A 17,034-nucleotide genomic window follows, 5' to 3' on the forward strand; every position below is an offset into this window, starting at 1 on the left:
CGCTTCTGTTCTCTACATAAATTCCATGGAAAAACGCGTCATCATTTTCCTCATCGTGTCCCTGGCCGTGATTATCGGTTACGACTACCTGCTGAAGGGCATGGGCCTGTTGCCGCCTCCGGAGCCGGTGCAGATGGCCACGAACCCCAATCCGGCCACCATCACCGACGCCCCTGCCGGTACCACGGGAGACCCCACGAAGTCTGGGAGTTCTGCGCCGGTCTCTTCCTTGAATGTTGCGTCCGCTACTTCCGGCAATGGGACCGCAGTCGCAAGTGAAGAGCAAACGATCGAGGTCGATACGGAGCTCTTTCGTGCGAAATTCAGTAATCGCGGCGCGGTGCTCAAATCCTGGGAGTTGAAGCGGTACAGCGCGGCTGTCGAGCAGGGCTCGGCTCCTGTGCAGTTGGTATATAGCGGAGGACGGTTCAAAGGACCGCTGAGCCTGGTGACCAGTGATCAGGCCGTGACCAGCGACCTTGGATCTGCCCTCTATCAAGTGACTCAGGACCTCACGCATCTCGATAGTGCGCATCCTGTCGGTCATCTCACCTTCCGGTACCACGATGCCCAGAAGAATGTTGACGTTGAAAAGGAATTGACCTTCCACCATGGCTCTTACTTGGTGGATATTGCGATCCGCACGCAAGGACTGACGACTCCGGTGGACGTCACCCTGGGTACCAATTTCGGTATTGTGGAGTGGGGTGAAGGATTCATCGGGCTCATGGGTTCGGCGTCATTGGTCGACGACAAGGTGTTGAAGGAAACGCCGGATGGCGAGGCGGAGCGCAAAGGGGATGTGAAGTGGTCTGCCATACAGGATAAATATTTCTTGAGTGTGTTGATGCCGCAGAAGGCTGCCGCTGCCCTCGCGAAGAAGGAAGGGGACAAGCTGGTGTCGGCCGGGGTTCGCTTTGCCACACCCGGGAACGGGTCGTCTATGGCGATGCAACTGTACGCCGGACCCAAAGAATACGACACGCTGAAGCGCTTAAATGTCGGCTTAGAAGACACGATTGATTTCGGCTGGTTTGTCTTTGGGAGTTGGGGGTTAGTCAAGGCGGTTGCCAAGCCGATATTCTATGTCCTGCGATTCCTCCACGAATTTACGCACAACTATGGGATCACGATCATTCTCTTGACCATGTTGATCAAGCTGATGTTCGTGCCGTTGCAGTACAAAAGCTATAAGTCCATGAAGCAGATGCAGGTCATTCAGCCGAAAGTGCTGGCCCTGCAGACAAAGTTCAAAGACGATCGCGAACGGCTGAACAAGGAACTGATCAAGCTCTATAAAGATCATCGGGTGAATCCGGTCGGCGGCTGTTTGCCGATGGTGCTGCAGATGCCCGTCTTTGTGGCGCTGTTCAATATTCTGTATATGACGATCGATCTTCGGCAGGCCCCGTTCATGCTTTGGATTCATGACCTGTCCGTGCAGGATCCCTACTACGTGCTCCCGATCGTCATGGGCGCCACCATGGTCATTCAGCAGAAGATCACTCCGACTACGATGGATCCGATGCAGGCGAAGATCATGCTGTTTCTGCCGGTGTTCATGACGTTCCTGTTCGTGAATTTCCCCGCGGGATTAGTCCTCTATTGGCTGACGAACAATACGCTGACGATCACTCAGCAGGTGGTGACCGAGCGGCTGTTCGGAAAGAAGTGGCAGGTGGCGCCGGTGGAGACCGATGCGGCTTCCGGGGACGACGCGAAGGAACAGAAGAGCAACGGCAAGCGGCGCACGAGTCCATCCGAGTAATTCCACACGATTGGGTGCGTCATGCATGGCGCGCTGGACGATACGATCTGTGCTATCGCCACCCCTCCCGGCGAAGGGGGAATCGGGGTTGTCCGCATCAGCGGACTTCACGCCCTTGATATCGCTTCTCGAGTCGTTCACCTCCGGTCCGGCAAATCCCTTCACGCCCTTCGAACTCATGTCATGGCGCTGGCAGATGTTGGCTCGCCGGGTGCAGCTCGTGCCGTTCCTCATGAGACCGAATCACGCCCGCATGCGGTGTTTGATGAGGCGCTCGTGGTTCTGATGAAAGGGCCGCATTCGTATACCGGAGAAGATGTTGTCGAGGTGCAGTGCCATGGTGGGCCGGTGGTGCTGGATCAGTTGTGCCGGGGCTTGATGTCGGCAGGGGCCAGGTTGGCTATGCCGGGCGAGTTTACCAAACGAGCCTTTCTCAATGGACGGCTGGATCTTGCGCAGGCCGAGGCCGTGCTCGATACGATTCGCGCGAAAACTGTACGAAGCCTGGCGATTGCCCAATCGCAACGGCGCGGCGAGTTGTCCCGTGAGGCGGAGGAGATCCGGTCGGCCTTGGTGGTGGCGTTGGCGCATATCGAGGCCGCGCTGGATTTTGCGGAGGAGGATATTGCATTCGTTCGCCAGGACGAGCTTCTGCGCCTTCTTGATGAGACCGTGATCAAGCTGCGGCGGTTGGTGCGGTCCGGGCAGGAAGGACGAATCTGGAGAGAAGGCGCCGCAGTGGCGATTCTGGGGCGCCCAAACGTCGGGAAGTCGAGCTTGATGAACGCCCTGCTGCAGAGCGACCGAGCGATCGTCACGCCGATCCCCGGCACGACGCGGGACATGTTGGAAGAGGTCGTTAGTATCCATGGCATTCCGGTTCGGCTCTTCGACACGGCCGGTATCCGGGCAACGGACGACCCAGTCGAAGCCGAAGGCATTCGTCGGAGCCACCTCGCATGGGAAGACGCGGATTTGGCGCTGATTCTGTTGGACGGTTCTCAACCGTTGACGGAGAGTGATCGGCTGTTGCTCCGTCGTCAGGAGGCCGCGCAGGCGTTGTTGGTCGTGAATAAGTGCGACCTGCCGTCTCGTATCTCGAAAGAAGACCTTAGCCGTGCCTGCCCGGTGAACGCCGGTGTGCTTGAAATCTCTGCAAAAATGCAGATCGGGCTGGATGGCTTGCGTGATGCGATCAGTCACCGGTTGATGCCTGGTCATTTGGAGCCCCAAGAGGCGGTTCTGGTCACCAATCTCCGGCATGCCACCGCGTTCGAACGCGCCCTGCAAGCTGTTGAGCAGGCCAGGCAGTCGGTAGACGCAGGATGTGCCGGCGAATTGGTGGCCATGGATCTTCGCATTGCCGCCGACGCCTTGGGAGAAATCACCGGCGCCATTACCACCGACGAAATTCTGGAACGGATTTTCTCCGAGTTTTGTATCGGAAAATGAAGGGGCTTTTGTCGTGACAGAACAGTGTGATGTCATCGTCGTTGGGGGAGGCCATGCCGGGTGTGAAGCGGCCCTGGCGGCAGCCCGTATGGGGGCCCGCACGATCCTGCTCACGATGGATCCGGACCGGATCGCTCAGATGTCCTGCAATCCCGCGATCGGCGGCATCGCCAAGGGACATCTGGTCAAGGAGATCGATGCGTTGGGCGGAGAGATGGGGAGGAATACGGACCAGGCAGGTATCCAGTTTCGCATGATCAACACCAGTAAGGGCCCGGCCGTCCGCGCTTTGCGCGCGCAATGCGACAAGAAGGTCTATCGTGACGTCATGCAGCGCACGCTCCGTTCACAGTCGGCACTCGAGATTCGTGGCGGGACGGTGGATCGCATTCTTACCCGGGCCGGGGCTGTGACCGGTATCGTGACGGATGCCGGGACGCACATTCATGCAAAGGCTATCGTCCTCACATCGGGAACGTTTCTGAAGGGGTTGATCCATATTGGTCTGAATCATTTTCCAGCCGGTCGTGCCGGGGAGGCCTCGGCGGAGCATCTCTCTGATTGCATGCGTGATTTTGGCTTTGAGGTCGGTCGGCTAAAAACAGGAACTCCGCCCCGCCTTGATCGCGATTCTATCGATTTTTCTGTGATGGAATTGCAGCCGGGGGATGACCCCCCGCCACCGTTCTCTTACCGCACGCAACGCGTGTCCCTGCCGCAGGTGCCTTGTCATTTGACGTACACGAATTCGCAAACGCATGATATTATTGCGAAAAATATCGATAGATCGCCGTTGTTCAGTGGGGTGATTGATTCTGTCGGTCCCCGGTATTGTCCGTCGATCGAGGATAAGGTCGTGAGATTTGCCGACAAAGACCGGCATCAAATCTTTATCGAACCGGAAGGTTTGGATACGAACGAATTTTACCCGAATGGAATTTCAACCAGTCTCCCGGTCGATGTACAGGCAGCCATGCTGAAGACCATTCCTGGTCTTGAGCAGGCGAAAATGCTCAAGCCGGGGTATGCGGTCGAGTATGATTATTTTCCTCCACGCCAACTCCACAATTCGCTAGAGACGAAATTAGTGGCGGGGCTGTACCACGCCGGCCAAATCAATGGAACCTCCGGGTATGAAGAGGCCGGTGCCCAGGGAATCATGGCGGGAATCAACGCTGCCTTGCGGCTGCGTGGTGAAGGGCCGCTCGTGCTGGATCGATCGCAGGCCTATATTGGTGTGTTAATTGATGATTTAATTACGAAAGATGCCAGAGAGCCCTATCGGATGTTCACATCGCGGGCGGAGTACCGCCTTCTTCTGCGCCATGACAATGCGGATCTTCGTCTGATGGATATCGGGCACCGTATTGGATTGGTGTCTGATGAGGTGCACGGGAAGCTCGAGGTGAAGCGGTCTACTCTGGAGCGGGAGGTTCGTCGCCTCAAGGAGACGCGCCCAAAAATGACCTCTGATGTGAGGCGGCTTATGGAGGAGGCAGAGATAGGAGCGGTAGCTCCGACGCAATCCTTGGCCGAGATTCTCAGGCGTCAGGAGATGACATACGAAAAAATGGTGGCAGTCTTCGGCGGCGCAGGTATCGACGATCTTGATATTGTGGAAGCGATTCAACTCGAAGTGAAATACGAGGGGTATATTAAGCGGCAGCTGCAGCAAATTCAGCGATCGGAGAAATTGGAGCATCGCGCCATCCCCGATCAGTTTGATTATGACGGAATTACTGGTTTTTCAGGCGAAGTCAGGGAGAAGCTCAAGCGTGTAAGGCCTGCATCGGTCGGACAGGCTTCTCGTATTTCCGGTGTGACGCCCGCCGCTATTTCTCTCCTGCTGGTCGCCATCGAAAGGCATCGGCGTCAGCCATCCCTTTGAGTCTGCGGTGCAGGGTTGTCGAAATGGTTCTTCATTAGCCAGCGCGCCACGTTTCAGGGAAGAACCTGCTTGACCGCCCCGGTTGTTTTCGCGTAAGTGTTCCACGTGGAACACGACGAAGTTCAATTCGCAGCATCTCTTCAGTCTTTTGCGGCAGATCTCTCTCTTTCTATCCCTGATTCTTCTGTTTCCTATTTCTGTCGCTATCTTAGTGAGCTAAAAAAATGGAATAGGGCCATCAATCTCACGGCTATCGACGATGATAGAGAGATTCTGGTGAAGCATTTTATTGATTCAGTTGCTTGCCTGAAAGTCATTGATATTAATGATAAAAGTGAGTTGCTTGATGTCGGGTCAGGAGCTGGATTCCCTGCGATTCCCCTCAAATTTGTCTGCCCTCAATTGTCGGTTGAGCTGCTGGAGCCGAGTGAAAAAAAGGGGTCGTTTCTGCGATATGTCATCGGATCGCTCGGCCTGCAAGGCGTGACTGTGGCGACGGCCAAGCTGGAAGATTACGTCAATCGAATCCATGTTCAGGGGCGGTTTGATTACATTGTGGTGAGGGCTTTTAAAGTGGATCACCTTGGAGAGGAGCTTTCGGCACTGCTTAAACCTGCCGGAAAGCTTGTCTTGTACCGTGCGGAGAGGGTTGGGCCAAGGTTTGGACTTGTCGGCCTTGCTTTGGTCGAGGAAGTCGAGTATGAGCTTCCTGCGAAGTACGGGCATCGAGTGCTGTCTGTGTTTGCAAAGTCCATTGGATGATGTGGTGTTCCACGTGGAACATTGAGGCGCAAACATATTTGTTTTGGCGGATAGGGGAACTACATGGCTCGAATCATTGCTGTCGCAAATCAAAAGGGTGGAGTGGGGAAGACGACCACTTCCGTGAACCTTGCCGCAGCGTTGGCAATCGAGGGAGGATCGGTTCTTCTTGTCGATATTGACCCGCAGGGAAACGCAACGAGCGGGCTTGGCGTCGATGCCATGGCGCTCACGAAGACGATCTACAATGCGTTGATTAGTAAAGACAGTATTGAGTCTCTAGCTATGCAGACTGGGGTCAATGGGTTGTCGATTGTCCCATCGAATTCCCATCTCGCCGGCGCCGAAGTGGAGCTGGTGAATATGGAAGCCAGGGAGCAGCGCCTCAAGGAAGCTTTGGCTGAGGTGGCCGACCGATACGACACGATCTTGTTGGATTGTCCGCCCGCCCTCGGGCTTCTGACCATCAACGCGATGGTCGCTGCCCATTCAGTGCTAATTCCGGTGCAATGTGAATACTATGCGATGGAAGGTCTCGGTCGGCTGATGGAGAGTATCCAGCGCCTTCGGCAGTCTCTCAATCCAGGGCTGGAAATCGAGGGTATTGTCCTCACGATGTACGATGCGCGTAACTCGCTTGCTCGCCAGGTCGTCGAGCAGATCCGTGGGCATTTCGGGGAGAGCGTGTATCAGACGATGATTCCGCGCAATGTGACGTTGGCCGAGGCGCCGAGCTACGGTCGTCCGGCTCTCTTGTACAACATGGCATCAGCCGGTGCCCAAGCCTATCTATCCTTAGCCAAGGAGTTTGTCGTCCATGGAGAAAAAAGCCCTCGGTAGAGGTCTCGACGCACTGCTGCCGACCGGCCGAACAACGGCGGAGCCGGAGCGTGGTGACGTGCAGGAATTGCGGCTCGAAGCGATTGTTCCAAACCGCTTTCAACCACGTCAGCAATTCTCAGAAGTCGAACTGGCCGAGCTGACCGCCTCGTTGAAGCAGAATGGCTTGCTGCAACCGATTCTGGTGCGACGGAAAGGTGACGGTATCTATGAGTTGATTGCCGGTGAACGTCGCTTGAGAGCTGCTAAGTTAGCGGGAATGCAGAAGATTCAAGCGCTCGTGCGAAATGTGTCCGATCAGGAATCGATGGTGTTGGCGTTGGTGGAAAACCTCCAGCGCGACGATCTGAATCCCATGGAGACTGCTCGGGCCTACCAACGCATGCTCAATGAATTCGGGCTGACCCAAGAGGCGATCGCTCAGAAGGTGGCGTGCGACCGGTCGTCCGTGGCGAACCTGTTGCGATTGATGTCGCTGCCATCAGAGATACAACACATGATCGAGTCCGATCAGTTGTCCACGGGCCATGCCAAAGTTATTCTCGGGCTGATGACCCCGGCGGCTCAGCTCAGTTTGGCCACGCAGATTGTGAGCGGGCAGCTGTCCGTCCGCGAAGCAGAGCGGTTGGTGCAGGAACATGCGGAGGCGAGAAAGCCTGGGAAGCGTCCGGTTCGTGCGCCATTACGGTCCGATCTTGAAGAGCGGCTGCAGAAACGTCTGGGCACCAGGGTGGATGTTCAGAAGGGGCGACGGGGCGGTAAGATCGTGATTCATTATTTTTCGCCGGAAGAATTAGACGGGGTAGTTGAGCGGTTGCTTAATGGATAGCCGCCACATTTTCAGAGCAGATTTTCTCTGTTTGACCGGAGTAGAATGCCGTCAGAATTTGAGAGCTGGGAGTGAGATCAGTCGACGGTAGCGTGCACGTCCTCCGGTCGGGAGGTAAGTTGTTGTTATTTGTGGGAGGTGTAAGAAATGGCATGGATTAGTAAGGACAAGCCAGAAGGAAAGCGTCAAGCCGGACAAAGTGAGGGAACTGAAATGGACAATCTGGAATCCACGGCACCGCGTGAAGGGAACGAAGAGATCAACGCCTTTGTCGGGAAAGGCGTTAGCTTCAAGGGCGTCATTTCCTATAACGGCACTGTGCGAATCGATGGCAATCTGGATGGAGAAATTCATACGGAGGGTGTCTTGCTGGTCGGAGAGGATGCGGTCCTGACCGCCAAGATTACGGCCGGTACCGTGGTGTGCAAGGGGAAGATCACCGGTGACATCAGCGCGCGGGAAAAGGTCAAGCTGCGCGCACCTGCCGTGGTGAATGCCGGCGTGAAGGCGCCGTTGCTCGCGATGGAAGAAGGGGTGGTTTTCAACGGTACGTTGGAAATGAGCCAGTCGGGGACGCGCGAGCCGCAGGGGCAGGGCGCCACGCGAGGCCAGGGCGTCAAGTTGGTCAACGGATAACTCGGCTCAACGACGAATTCGTTGGACAGATTGCGGTGTGCCTTGTAAGCCAGAGGTGGGCACAGCAAGGTTTCAATCAGTCTGCGCCCCGACCGTGAGCAGTTGTGCAGTGTGCGAAGGAGGATGCCGATGTGGGGTGAGACCAAAAAACAGCCTGTCGCGGAGGACGATAAGTTTACCTTCCTTGGCAAGGGCACCAGCTTCAAGGGCATTGTCACCTTTGATGGGACCGTCCGTATCGATGGTCGTGTCGAAGGAGAAGTGCATACGGGCGGAGCGGTGATCGTCGGAGAAAGCGCCATCATCAAGGGCGTGATTGCCGCCGGGTCCGTTTCGATCAGCGGGCGCGTGAAGGGATCGGTCACTGCGCTTCAGAAGGTGGAGATTCAGAAGCCCGGGATTCTCATCGGAGATATTCAGAGCCCGGCGATCATGATTGAGGAAGGCGCGCATTTCCACGGTATGAGTAATATGGGCGCTGAGAAGTGGACGGAGGATGAGTCCTCTGAGTTCGGTGCTCCGCAGGATCCCGGCGTGCGCGACCTCGTGGCCCATCGCGGCAAAGTCAAAACGCAAGAGACCTAAGTACTCGGCCCATTGGTTTTCCGGTATCATCTATGACAGGTCAGACCGTATTGCTCGGGATGAGCGGCGGAGTGGATAGCTCCGTCGCTGCCTCTCTGCTCGTGCAGCAGGGGTACGAGGTCCATGGTGTCACGCTCCAAGTATGGGAGCATGAGGATGACCAGGTCGCCGTATCCAAGCGCTGGGAAGAGCGGGGGTGCTGCAAGATCGGTATCGCGAGATATGTCGCCCAGCGTCTACGTATTCCTTATGAAGTAGTCGATCGTCGAGAAGTCTTTCAGCAGGGCGTGATCGATGATTTTGTTGCCGGCTATGCCTCCGGCACCACGCCCAATCCCTGCGTGCGGTGCAATGAACGGGTGAAATTGCGCTCCTTGTATGCCTTAGCGCAAGAGCGAGGCATGGACTATGTGGCAACGGGACACTATGCCCGCGTACAGCAGAGCGATGGGCAGTGGTCGCTGCACCGGGCCCTCGACGCGCGCAAGGACCAAAGTTATTTTCTCTATCGGATCAATCCTGCCTGGCTGCCGCAGCTGCTTTTTCCGGTCGGCCACATGCAGAAGCGGGATGTGTGGCAAGAGGCCGAATCGCTTGGATTGCCCGTGGAGGAGCTCAAGGAAAGCCAAGAGATTTGTTTCGTGAGTCATGGCGACTACCGCACCTTCATTGAGCAGGAAATGCCGGAGGCGAAGCAGCCCGGAGACTTTGTGGGTGTGGACGGCAAGGTCTTAGGCCGGCACGAGGGCATCGCGTTCTATACCCCGGGTCAACGTCGGGGCTTGGGTGTTGCGGTGGGGCAGCGGTTGTATGTGCAGAAGGTCGTGCCTGAGTCAGGCCAGGTGGTATTGTGCGCGGAAGATCAATTGGTGCAGTCGGATTGTCAGGTCGCCGATTTCAGTCTTTTTGATCACACCATCGGCCGGCAGCCGGTTGAGGCGGAAGTGAAGATTCGCTACGCCACTCCATCCAGTCCCGCCACACTTCTGCCGTCTGGGCATGGCACGATTCAGGTCCGATTTCATCAGCCGCAGCGCGCGCTTAGTCCCGGGCAGTCCGCCGTGTTTTATCAAGGTGACCGTGTGCTCGGCGGCGGTATTATTCAGCGACCCTAGGTAGTGAGCCTTGTCCGATTTCCTCCCACCCCTTCGCTGATCAAGACGATCGGTGCACTTAATGCTATCGTACGTCGGGCAGGACTGGGGCGGGTCTGTGCCCTACTCCCATCCTTCTTACGCTCCGATCTTACGCATCTCTTCTTGACAGTACCCGCTATTGAATGCTAACTTGGCGCGCTTTTTGTCGTGCCCACCGCACGCAAGCTTCCCGTTTTATCAAAACACGGTTAACCGTAGCGGATAGTCCATTGTGATTAAGACAGCCGTCGCACGTCGATACGCAAAAGCTCTGTTCGAACTTCTTGATACACCCAGCATCGAGCCCGCCCGCGCGGCGTTGCACGGGCTCGGAGAGGCCTTCACGCAGTCTGCTGCGTTGCGCCACGCCATCGCCTCTCCTGTGTTCCCGGAAGACACCAAATTGGGTGTGCTGATTGAACTGGCCACTCGATTGGGGTGCCCACCGGTCGGAAAAAGATTTCTCGATCAATTGGTGCGGAAAAATCGAGTCAGTTTCCTGCCGGACATCGCCGAGGCCTTCGCCAAGCTCGTGGATGAATCCAAGGGGACGCAACAGGTCCTCGTGTCTTCCGCGCATGCCTTGCCTGTGACCGAGCAGGAGCGAATCACTACCCGATTGCGCGATCTTTTGAAGCGCGACGTCGATGTCACCTTCCATACAGAACCTGAACATGTCGCCGGCCTCCACATCCGCCTGGGCAGCACCGTCGTAGACAGCACGGTCCGGGGCCGACTAAGCGCCATGCAGCGTGTGTTGACCAAGGAGTAGCCATGCAGATCAAGGCAGAAGAGATCAGCTCCATCATTAAAGAGAAGATCAAGGGCTTCGACCAACAGGTCGATGTCAGCCAGACTGGTTCCGTGATTCAGGTCGGAGACGGCATTGCGAAAATCTACGGGTTGGATGGCGCGATGGCCGGAGAAATGCTCGAATTTCCGGGCGGCCTCTATGGGATCGCGTTGAACCTTGAAGAAGACAATGTCGGCGCGGTGCTCATGGGCGACGATGTCGGAATCAAGGAAGGCGATCCGGTTAAACGTACGGGTCGTATTGCGGAAATTCCGGTCGGTGAAGCCTTGGTGGGACGGGTGGTAAACGCGATCGGTCAGCCAATCGACGGCAAGGGCCCGATCAACTCACAACACTCTTCCCGTATCGAAGTCGTGGCGCCCGGTGTGAATACCAGACAATCAGTGCGTGAGCCGCTGCAGACGGGCATCAAAGCGATCGACGCCATGATCCCCATCGGTCGCGGTCAACGTGAGTTGATCATCGGAGACCGGCAGACCGGAAAAACCGCCATCGCCGTCGATACCATCATCAATCAAAAGGGCCTCGGGGTTTTCTGCATCTACGTCGCCGTCGGTCAGAAGCGTTCGACAGTGGCGCGCGTGGTGAAAACTCTCGAAGAAAATCACGCCATGGAGTACAGCATGGTCGTGGCGGCAACGGCCAGCGATCCGGCGCCCATGCAGTTTTTGGCTCCCTTTGCCGGCGCCGCGATCGGTGAATATTTCCGCGACAACGGTAAGCACGCATTGATTGTGTACGACGACCTGTCGAAGCACGCGGTGGCCTATCGTCAGTTGTCTCTCTTGCTACGCCGTCCGCCGGGTCGTGAAGCCTATCCGGGCGACGTGTTTTATCTGCACTCCCGGTTGTTGGAGCGCGCAGCGAAACTGAGCGACAAGCTCGGTGGAGGTAGCCTGACGGCCCTTCCGATCATCGAGACGCAAGCCGGTGACGTGTCGGCCTACATTCCGACCAACGTCATTTCTATTACCGATGGACAGATTTACCTCGGTAGCGACTTGTTCTATTCCGGTATTCGTCCGGCGATTAACGTCGGCTTGTCGGTGTCCCGGGTCGGCGGATCCGCGCAGATCAAGACGATGAAGCAGGTCGCCGGTACGTTGCGTCTGGATCTTGCCCAGTATCGTGAAATGGCCGCCTTCTCGCAGTTCGGGAGCGAACTCGACAAGGCTACCCAGATGCAGCTGGCCCGCGGAGTTCGCATGGTGGAATTGCTCAAGCAAGGGCAATACAAGCCGATGCCGGTTGCCGATCAGGTGCTGTCGATTTATGCCGGTGTCAATGGATTCCTGGACGACGTGCCGGTGGACAAGGTCCTGCAATTCGAGGCCGACTTGCTCCACTACGTGGCGCAGAATCACCAGGACATGCGCAAAGACATTGCCACGGTCGGAAAAATTGATGACAAGATCGGCGGCAAGCTGAAAGAAATCATTACGACCTTTAAACAGAAAATGGGCTACGGAGCAAAATAGCCATCAGGCCTTCAGCCTTGAGCTGAAGCCTGAGCGCTGATTGCTGAGAGCGTACAAGAATGCCGAGCTTACAATCTCTCCGGCGGAAAATCGCCGCCTTCAAGAATACGCAGAAAATTACGAAGGCCATGAAAATGGTTGCGGCCGCGAAGCTCAAGCGTTCGCAGGATCGCATCTTGGCTGCGAGGCCCTACGCCCATAAGATGCGCGGGGTGCTCAGCAATCTCAGCCAGCGCGTCAATCGTACGTCCCATCCTCTCCTTCAAAAGCGCGAGGGGAAGAAAATCGAAATTCTCGTCGTCACGAGCGATCGCGGACTTTGCGGCGGATTCAACGGCAATATTGTGCGGAAGAGCTCAGAGTTCATCCGGCAATGCGAAGCGCAGGGGCTTTCGGTCAATCTCAGCATCATTGGCCGAAAAGGGCGCGACTATTTCCGCCGTCGTTCCTGGCCGATCCGACAGGAGTGGACGGGGATCTTCGATAAACTGAGCTTCGAGCACGCCATCGACATCGGTGGGGATTTGACCGAAAATTTTGTGAAAGGCACCTTTGACGAACTCTATGTTGTCTACAACGAGTTCAAGTCTGCCATCCAGCAACGAGTGATCGTTGAAAAGCTATTCCCTATCGACGCGGCCGCCGAATTCGGTGCGGCGCCCACTGCCGCTGAGCACTCCGCAGCTGGGGGGAGTTACTTGTATGAGCCCGACGAGAGCGAACTCCTGAATGCCTTGGTCCCGAAGCATTTTCAAATTCAGACCTATCGTATCCTCCTGGAGTCAGCGGCGGCGGAACACGGGGCCCGTATGGCTGCCATGGACGGTGCGACTCGCAATGCCGGGCAGCTCATCAAGAAAGTCACCTTGTATTACAACAAGACCCGCCAGGCGGCGATCACCAAAGAACTCATGGACATCGTGGGCGGCGCAGAAGCCCTGAAATAAATTGTGGAATGAGGAATGCTGCATCACGGTAATGTGCCGGGTGCATCATTGACGACAAGAGGAGCCTTATGAGCACAGGAAAAGTTATTCAAGTCATCGGCCCCGTGGTCGACGTGGAATTCCCTCCCGGTCAATTGCCGAATATCTACAATGCGCTCAAGGTGACGCAGGAAGAGAATAAGGCTGCCGGCAAGCCGGCCGTGCGGATCACGCTCGAAGTCGCCTCGCATCTTGGTGAAAATCGCGTGCGCAGCATCGCGATGTCGACGACTGACGGTCTGACTCGCGGCATGGATGTGCAGGATACCGGCGCCCCGATTTCTGTGCCTGTCGGTCGTGAGACCCTGGGTCGTCTGATCAACGTGTTGGGTGAGCCGGTCGATGAAAAGGGTCCGATCAAAGCGAAGAAAACCTACCCGATTCACCGGCCTGCGCCGCGCTTGGAAGATCAGGACACCAAGACCGAAGTGCTCGAGACCGGGATCAAGGTGGTCGACCTGTTAGAGCCCTACAGCAAGGGCGGTAAGGTCGGTCTCTTCGGCGGAGCCGGCGTCGGCAAGACCGTCATCATCATGGAGCTGATCAACAACATCGCGCTCCACCACGGTGGATTCTCGGTATTCGCGGGCGTGGGCGAGCGCACTCGTGAAGGTAACGACCTCTGGCACGAAATGCAGGAATCCAAGGTCATCGATCCCGACGACTATACCAAGTCCAAGGCGGCGCTGGTGTATGGCCAGATGAACGAGCCACCGGGAGCACGTCTCCGGGTTGCCTTGACTGGTCTGGCGGTCGCCGAGTACTTCCGCGACGAGGAAAATCAGGACGTGTTGTTGTTCGTCGACAACATCTTCCGGTTCACGCAGGCGGGATCGGAAGTGTCCGCGTTGCTTGGTCGTATGCCATCAGCGGTCGGTTATCAGCCCAACCTGTCCACGGAAATGGGCGCGCTGCAGGAACGGATCACGTCGACGAAGAAGGGATCCATCACCTCGGTGCAGGCGATTTACGTGCCGGCCGACGACTTGACCGATCCGGCCCCGGCGACGGCTTTTGCGCACTTGGATGCGACGACGGTGTTGTCACGGCAGTTGGCTGAGTTGGGTATTTACCCGGCGGTCGACCCTCTCGACTCCACGTCGCGCATTCTCGACCCGCAAGTCATCGGAGAAGAGCATTACAAGGTGGCTCGTGGTGTCCAGTCCGTGTTGCAACGGTATAAGGATTTGCAGGACATCATCGCCATTCTCGGTATGGATGAGTTGTCTGAAGACGACAAGATGGCCGTGGCGCGCGCGCGTAAAATTCAGCGCTTCCTTTCCCAGCCGTTCCATGTGGCCGAAGCGTTCACCGGAGCGCCGGGGAAGTATGTCAAGCTCAAGGATACGGTGCGGAGCTTCAAGGAAATCCTCGAAGGGAAATACGACCACCTGCCTGAGCAGGCCTTCTACATGGTCGGTCCCATCGAGGAGGCAGTCGCGAAGGCGGAAAAGATGGGAGTGAAGGTCTAGCAGTCAGGTGCCCTTGTGCTCGCAGACCGCGCACGCTCAGACGGTGCTCGGCCGATGCGCGTACGGCAGGGCATCCTGACCGGTAGCCCTTTCGTTAGAGAGCAGGAAAAGGACAATGGCTGGAAAGATTTTATTAGAAGTCGTGACACCGGAGAAGTTGCTCTTGAGCCAGGAGGTCGATGAAGTCATCGCGCCAGGCAGTGAGGGTGAGTTCGGTGTCTTGCCGGGACATTGCCATCTTCTCTCCAGCCTGCGAATTGGAGAACTTCGGTATAAGACTCACGAAGCATGGCATTACATGTCGATTCTGTGGGGCTATGCTGAGGTGACGCCATCCAAAGTCACGGTGATGGCGGAGATCGCCGAGAAGGCCGAAGATATCGATGTCGGTCGTGCGCAAGAAGCCGTTGAAAAGGCCGAGCAGCGACTCCAGGCTGGTGGACTTCCTTCCGAGGTGAAAGAAGCTCAGATCAGCCTCGAAAAGGCCCGTCTCCGAAAGAAGATCGCTGATCGTGCCAAGAAGTCAGGGCACGCCTAACCTCTCTTCTCGATACTTCGCGCAGTCTTCAGATGTTGCACCTCCCTGATCCGTCGGGGGATATCAGGTGTTTGGTACCAAGTTCGTTAATTCTGATCCGCTTGTCATCGGTCTCGTCCTCCTCCTCTGTCTTGGCTGTGCCGGCCCCACGTTAACGAGTCGTCTTATCCAACAGGACTCGTCCTGGTTTGTGCGGATCGATTCTTTGCAAGATGTTGGCAGTTCCTCTCCTCGATACGACCATCCGATTGCTTGGAGGGATGAGGACCTCTCTGCCATCTTGAGCCGATTGGTCCTTCAAGAACGAGTCGGCCTTATGGATAACGCACGCCCGCCGCGGCCGGTGTTTGCATTTGAAGAGATCAACCGTCTTCTTCCCGCTGTTCGCACAGCATTCCAAGAGACAACCACCCGTGAATGGATCGTTTTTGTGCTTCTGGGGCAAGAAGCGGGCGGTCGTGCGACTACGTCAGGGGCCATGTTTGTGGAGAGTGGTAAATTCCATCTGGTGATCGCCAACCACCATCTTTCGCTTGCGGAGAATTCGGAAGACCTTGCGCGCGTCCGGGCAAATCCCCTCTATTCCGTCCAAGGCAGCGGTGGCGTGTTGGCGTTCGACTCACCTCGATTTGTCGTTGGGACTAAAGCCAATTGGTCGGCTGGGCATCGAGCCTCCGCAAGCGAAATGATTCTCGATCATACGGCATTTCTGTCCTATCTGACGCAGACAGGCTCGGCGACGGCCTCCCTTCAGGAGGGCAGATCGCACGTCCCTGCTTCAGCACGTGAGTCTGATGCCCCTCGGCCGAGAGCATCCAGCTCTGGGCAGGTGGAGTCGGAAGGGATCATTCTTCAACTACAAGAAGAGATCGAAGTACTGAAGCGGCGACTTGCTGACAAGGACGCAGAGCTTGATCGATTGAAACATCGCGAAATCAGAACCGCACCGACTCCCTAATCCATACCCCTCTCTGAGAGTGACTCGACAGGCGGTTAGGTTGAACGACCAGACCGGTTCTCACCGGCAGGAGCGTTGGTCCCTCCTGCCGGTATTATCGAGTCGCCTGGGCTCAGAGCGCTGAACATTCGCGCCGTTATTGCCCGACCGGGATAGTAATCACGATTGCCCCCATCACATCATTCAGTTTGAAATCACGTTTTGGGCTGTCGGGGTGCGCATTGTGGCAACCGAGGCAGGCCTGAGTCGCCGCGAGATCGGCATACACGGCTTGAAAATAGCGTGTCTCGCCGACCTTCACAAATCCTGTGTGGGGGCGAGTGGGGTGCGTTAGGATGGTTCCGAGGCCGGTCTTCTCCAGCTCGTTCATGGCGACGTTATGTTTGTTAATCGGCCATAAGCTGATCAATCGGTATTGGATGCCGAGGCCCTTCTTGGCGATATACCGTCCGGACTCCATCAGGAACTGGGCCGGTAGGGGCAAGGTATTCTTCTGTTCCCAATTCTCCGACGCCACGACGACACCCTTCGTTTGCAAACGTTCCACGACATGTCTGGTATACACATCCCGGTCTGCTTCAATCACGGCATGTATGTAGTGAGCCACCGTTTCAATCGGTAGGGTGATCGGTGCGTTCTCGGGCAGGGCAGGATTCGGCGACAGGACGGCCGCACCGACCAATGTGACTCCCAGGAAGGTCATGATCCGCCGCAATGTAAGTGAGGATGTCATGGGAACCTCCTTGTTAGGCGCACGGGTGCTTCGGTCTGGCCGTCGCCTCCCGTGAGCGATGAGTTGCACGATGCGATCTGGACTCTGAGTGCGGGGTGCCGCGCGCAAATGAACGAGACCAATCGTTGAGTGAACGAGGAGAACGAAATGAACGTGAAT

16 protein-coding genes are annotated in these 17,034 nt (G+C 56.6%); 15 read left to right on the forward strand and 1 reads right to left on the reverse strand.

What is annotated here, in order from left to right; translation table 11 throughout:
* The first annotated feature begins 25 nt into the window (after positions 1–25).
* The 15 genes from yidC to V9G17_11240 all read left to right on the forward strand — a co-directional run bounded on the left by yidC (position 26) and on the right by V9G17_11240 (position 16,142).
* Entirely contained in the window at positions 26–1,768 is a 1,743-nt protein-coding gene (gene yidC, locus V9G17_11170; GenBank protein ID MEI2753152.1) for a membrane protein insertase YidC, read from the forward strand.
* 21 nt (positions 1,769–1,789) lie between these two features.
* Positions 1,790–3,220: a tRNA uridine-5-carboxymethylaminomethyl(34) synthesis GTPase MnmE gene (gene mnmE / locus V9G17_11175; protein MEI2753153.1), complete on the forward strand. Its 1,431-nt coding sequence runs from the start codon at positions 1,790–1,792 to the stop codon at positions 3,218–3,220.
* 13 nt (positions 3,221–3,233) lie between these two features.
* Positions 3,234–5,108 (forward strand): tRNA uridine-5-carboxymethylaminomethyl(34) synthesis enzyme MnmG, encoded by a 1,875-nt coding sequence (gene mnmG, locus V9G17_11180; GenBank protein MEI2753154.1) that lies wholly within the window; start codon positions 3,234–3,236, stop codon positions 5,106–5,108.
* Positions 5,109–5,213: 105 nt separating this feature from the next.
* Positions 5,214–5,870 (forward strand): 16S rRNA (guanine(527)-N(7))-methyltransferase RsmG, encoded by a 657-nt coding sequence (gene rsmG, locus V9G17_11185; GenBank protein ID MEI2753155.1) that lies wholly within the window; start codon positions 5,214–5,216, stop codon positions 5,868–5,870.
* 63 nt (positions 5,871–5,933) lie between these two features.
* Complete coding sequence (locus V9G17_11190) at positions 5,934–6,710, forward strand: ParA family protein (GenBank protein MEI2753156.1); 777 nt, start codon at positions 5,934–5,936, stop codon at positions 6,708–6,710.
* Positions 6,688–7,539: a ParB/RepB/Spo0J family partition protein gene (locus V9G17_11195; protein ID MEI2753157.1), complete on the forward strand. Its 852-nt coding sequence runs from the start codon at positions 6,688–6,690 to the stop codon at positions 7,537–7,539. Before V9G17_11190 ends, V9G17_11195 begins: the two co-directional genes overlap by 23 nt.
* Before the next feature lie 147 nt (positions 7,540–7,686).
* Positions 7,687–8,175: a polymer-forming cytoskeletal protein gene (locus V9G17_11200; protein ID MEI2753158.1), complete on the forward strand. Its 489-nt coding sequence runs from the start codon at positions 7,687–7,689 to the stop codon at positions 8,173–8,175.
* Positions 8,176–8,304: 129 nt separating this feature from the next.
* Complete coding sequence (locus V9G17_11205) at positions 8,305–8,760, forward strand: polymer-forming cytoskeletal protein (protein ID MEI2753159.1); 456 nt, start codon at positions 8,305–8,307, stop codon at positions 8,758–8,760.
* A 32-nt stretch (positions 8,761–8,792) separates the two neighbouring features.
* Positions 8,793–9,875 carry a tRNA 2-thiouridine(34) synthase MnmA gene (gene mnmA / locus V9G17_11210; GenBank protein ID MEI2753160.1) on the forward strand — a complete coding sequence of 361 codons (1,083 nt, stop codon included), beginning with the start codon at positions 8,793–8,795 and terminating at the stop codon, positions 9,873–9,875.
* 253 nt (positions 9,876–10,128) lie between these two features.
* A complete protein-coding gene (gene atpH, locus V9G17_11215; GenBank protein MEI2753161.1) occupies positions 10,129–10,668 on the forward strand; it encodes an ATP synthase F1 subunit delta in 540 nt (179 codons plus the stop codon).
* 2 nt (positions 10,669–10,670) lie between these two features.
* On the forward strand, positions 10,671–12,188 hold the full coding sequence (gene atpA, locus V9G17_11220; GenBank protein ID MEI2753162.1) for a F0F1 ATP synthase subunit alpha: 1,518 nt from the start codon (positions 10,671–10,673) through the stop codon (positions 12,186–12,188).
* 59 nt (positions 12,189–12,247) lie between these two features.
* Positions 12,248–13,135 (forward strand): ATP synthase F1 subunit gamma, encoded by an 888-nt coding sequence (gene atpG / locus V9G17_11225; GenBank protein MEI2753163.1) that lies wholly within the window; start codon positions 12,248–12,250, stop codon positions 13,133–13,135.
* Positions 13,136–13,203: 68 nt separating this feature from the next.
* Complete coding sequence (atpD, locus tag V9G17_11230) at positions 13,204–14,646, forward strand: F0F1 ATP synthase subunit beta (protein ID MEI2753164.1); 1,443 nt, start codon at positions 13,204–13,206, stop codon at positions 14,644–14,646.
* A gap of 115 nt (positions 14,647–14,761) precedes the next feature.
* Positions 14,762–15,184, forward strand: a complete 423-nt coding sequence (locus tag V9G17_11235; protein ID MEI2753165.1) for a F0F1 ATP synthase subunit epsilon — start codon at positions 14,762–14,764, stop codon at positions 15,182–15,184.
* A 316-nt stretch (positions 15,185–15,500) separates the two neighbouring features.
* The gene (locus tag V9G17_11240) at positions 15,501–16,142 is read left to right on the forward strand and encodes a hypothetical protein (GenBank protein ID MEI2753166.1); all 642 of its coding nucleotides are present in this window, start codon (positions 15,501–15,503) and stop codon (positions 16,140–16,142) included.
* Between the two features lie 136 nt (positions 16,143–16,278).
* Here V9G17_11240 and V9G17_11245 read toward each other — a convergent pair whose 3' ends face one another.
* Positions 16,279–16,875: a DUF3365 domain-containing protein gene (locus V9G17_11245; protein ID MEI2753167.1), complete on the reverse strand. Its 597-nt coding sequence runs from the start codon at positions 16,873–16,875 to the stop codon at positions 16,279–16,281.
* Positions 16,876–17,034: the final 159 nt, after the last annotated feature.

Origin of the sequence: Nitrospira sp., assembly GCA_037045225.1 — a bacterium.
In the GTDB taxonomy this organism is placed as follows: Bacteria; Nitrospirota; Nitrospiria; order Nitrospirales; family Nitrospiraceae; genus Nitrospira_A.

Excerpts from the sequence above, each read along its gene's own strand:
- yidC (MEI2753152.1), top strand. The coding sequence starts at position 26 with ATGGAAAAACGCGTCATCATTTTCCTCATCGTGTCCCTGGCCGTGATT.
- mnmE (MEI2753153.1), top strand. The coding sequence starts at position 1,790 with ATGCATGGCGCGCTGGACGATACGATCTGTGCTATCGCCACCCCTCCC.
- V9G17_11190 (MEI2753156.1), top strand. The coding sequence starts at position 5,934 with ATGGCTCGAATCATTGCTGTCGCAAATCAAAAGGGTGGAGTGGGGAAG.
- V9G17_11195 (MEI2753157.1), top strand. The coding sequence starts at position 6,688 with ATGGAGAAAAAAGCCCTCGGTAGAGGTCTCGACGCACTGCTGCCGACC.
- V9G17_11200 (MEI2753158.1), top strand. The coding sequence starts at position 7,687 with ATGGCATGGATTAGTAAGGACAAGCCAGAAGGAAAGCGTCAAGCCGGA.
- V9G17_11205 (MEI2753159.1), top strand. The coding sequence starts at position 8,305 with ATGTGGGGTGAGACCAAAAAACAGCCTGTCGCGGAGGACGATAAGTTT.
- mnmA (MEI2753160.1), top strand. The coding sequence starts at position 8,793 with ATGACAGGTCAGACCGTATTGCTCGGGATGAGCGGCGGAGTGGATAGC.
- atpA (MEI2753162.1), top strand. The coding sequence starts at position 10,671 with ATGCAGATCAAGGCAGAAGAGATCAGCTCCATCATTAAAGAGAAGATC.
- atpG (MEI2753163.1), top strand. The coding sequence starts at position 12,248 with ATGCCGAGCTTACAATCTCTCCGGCGGAAAATCGCCGCCTTCAAGAAT.
- atpD (MEI2753164.1), top strand. The coding sequence starts at position 13,204 with ATGAGCACAGGAAAAGTTATTCAAGTCATCGGCCCCGTGGTCGACGTG.
- V9G17_11235 (MEI2753165.1), top strand. The coding sequence starts at position 14,762 with ATGGCTGGAAAGATTTTATTAGAAGTCGTGACACCGGAGAAGTTGCTC.
- V9G17_11240 (MEI2753166.1), top strand. The coding sequence starts at position 15,501 with ATGGATAACGCACGCCCGCCGCGGCCGGTGTTTGCATTTGAAGAGATC.
- V9G17_11245 (MEI2753167.1), bottom strand. The coding sequence starts at position 16,875 with ATGACATCCTCACTTACATTGCGGCGGATCATGACCTTCCTGGGAGTC.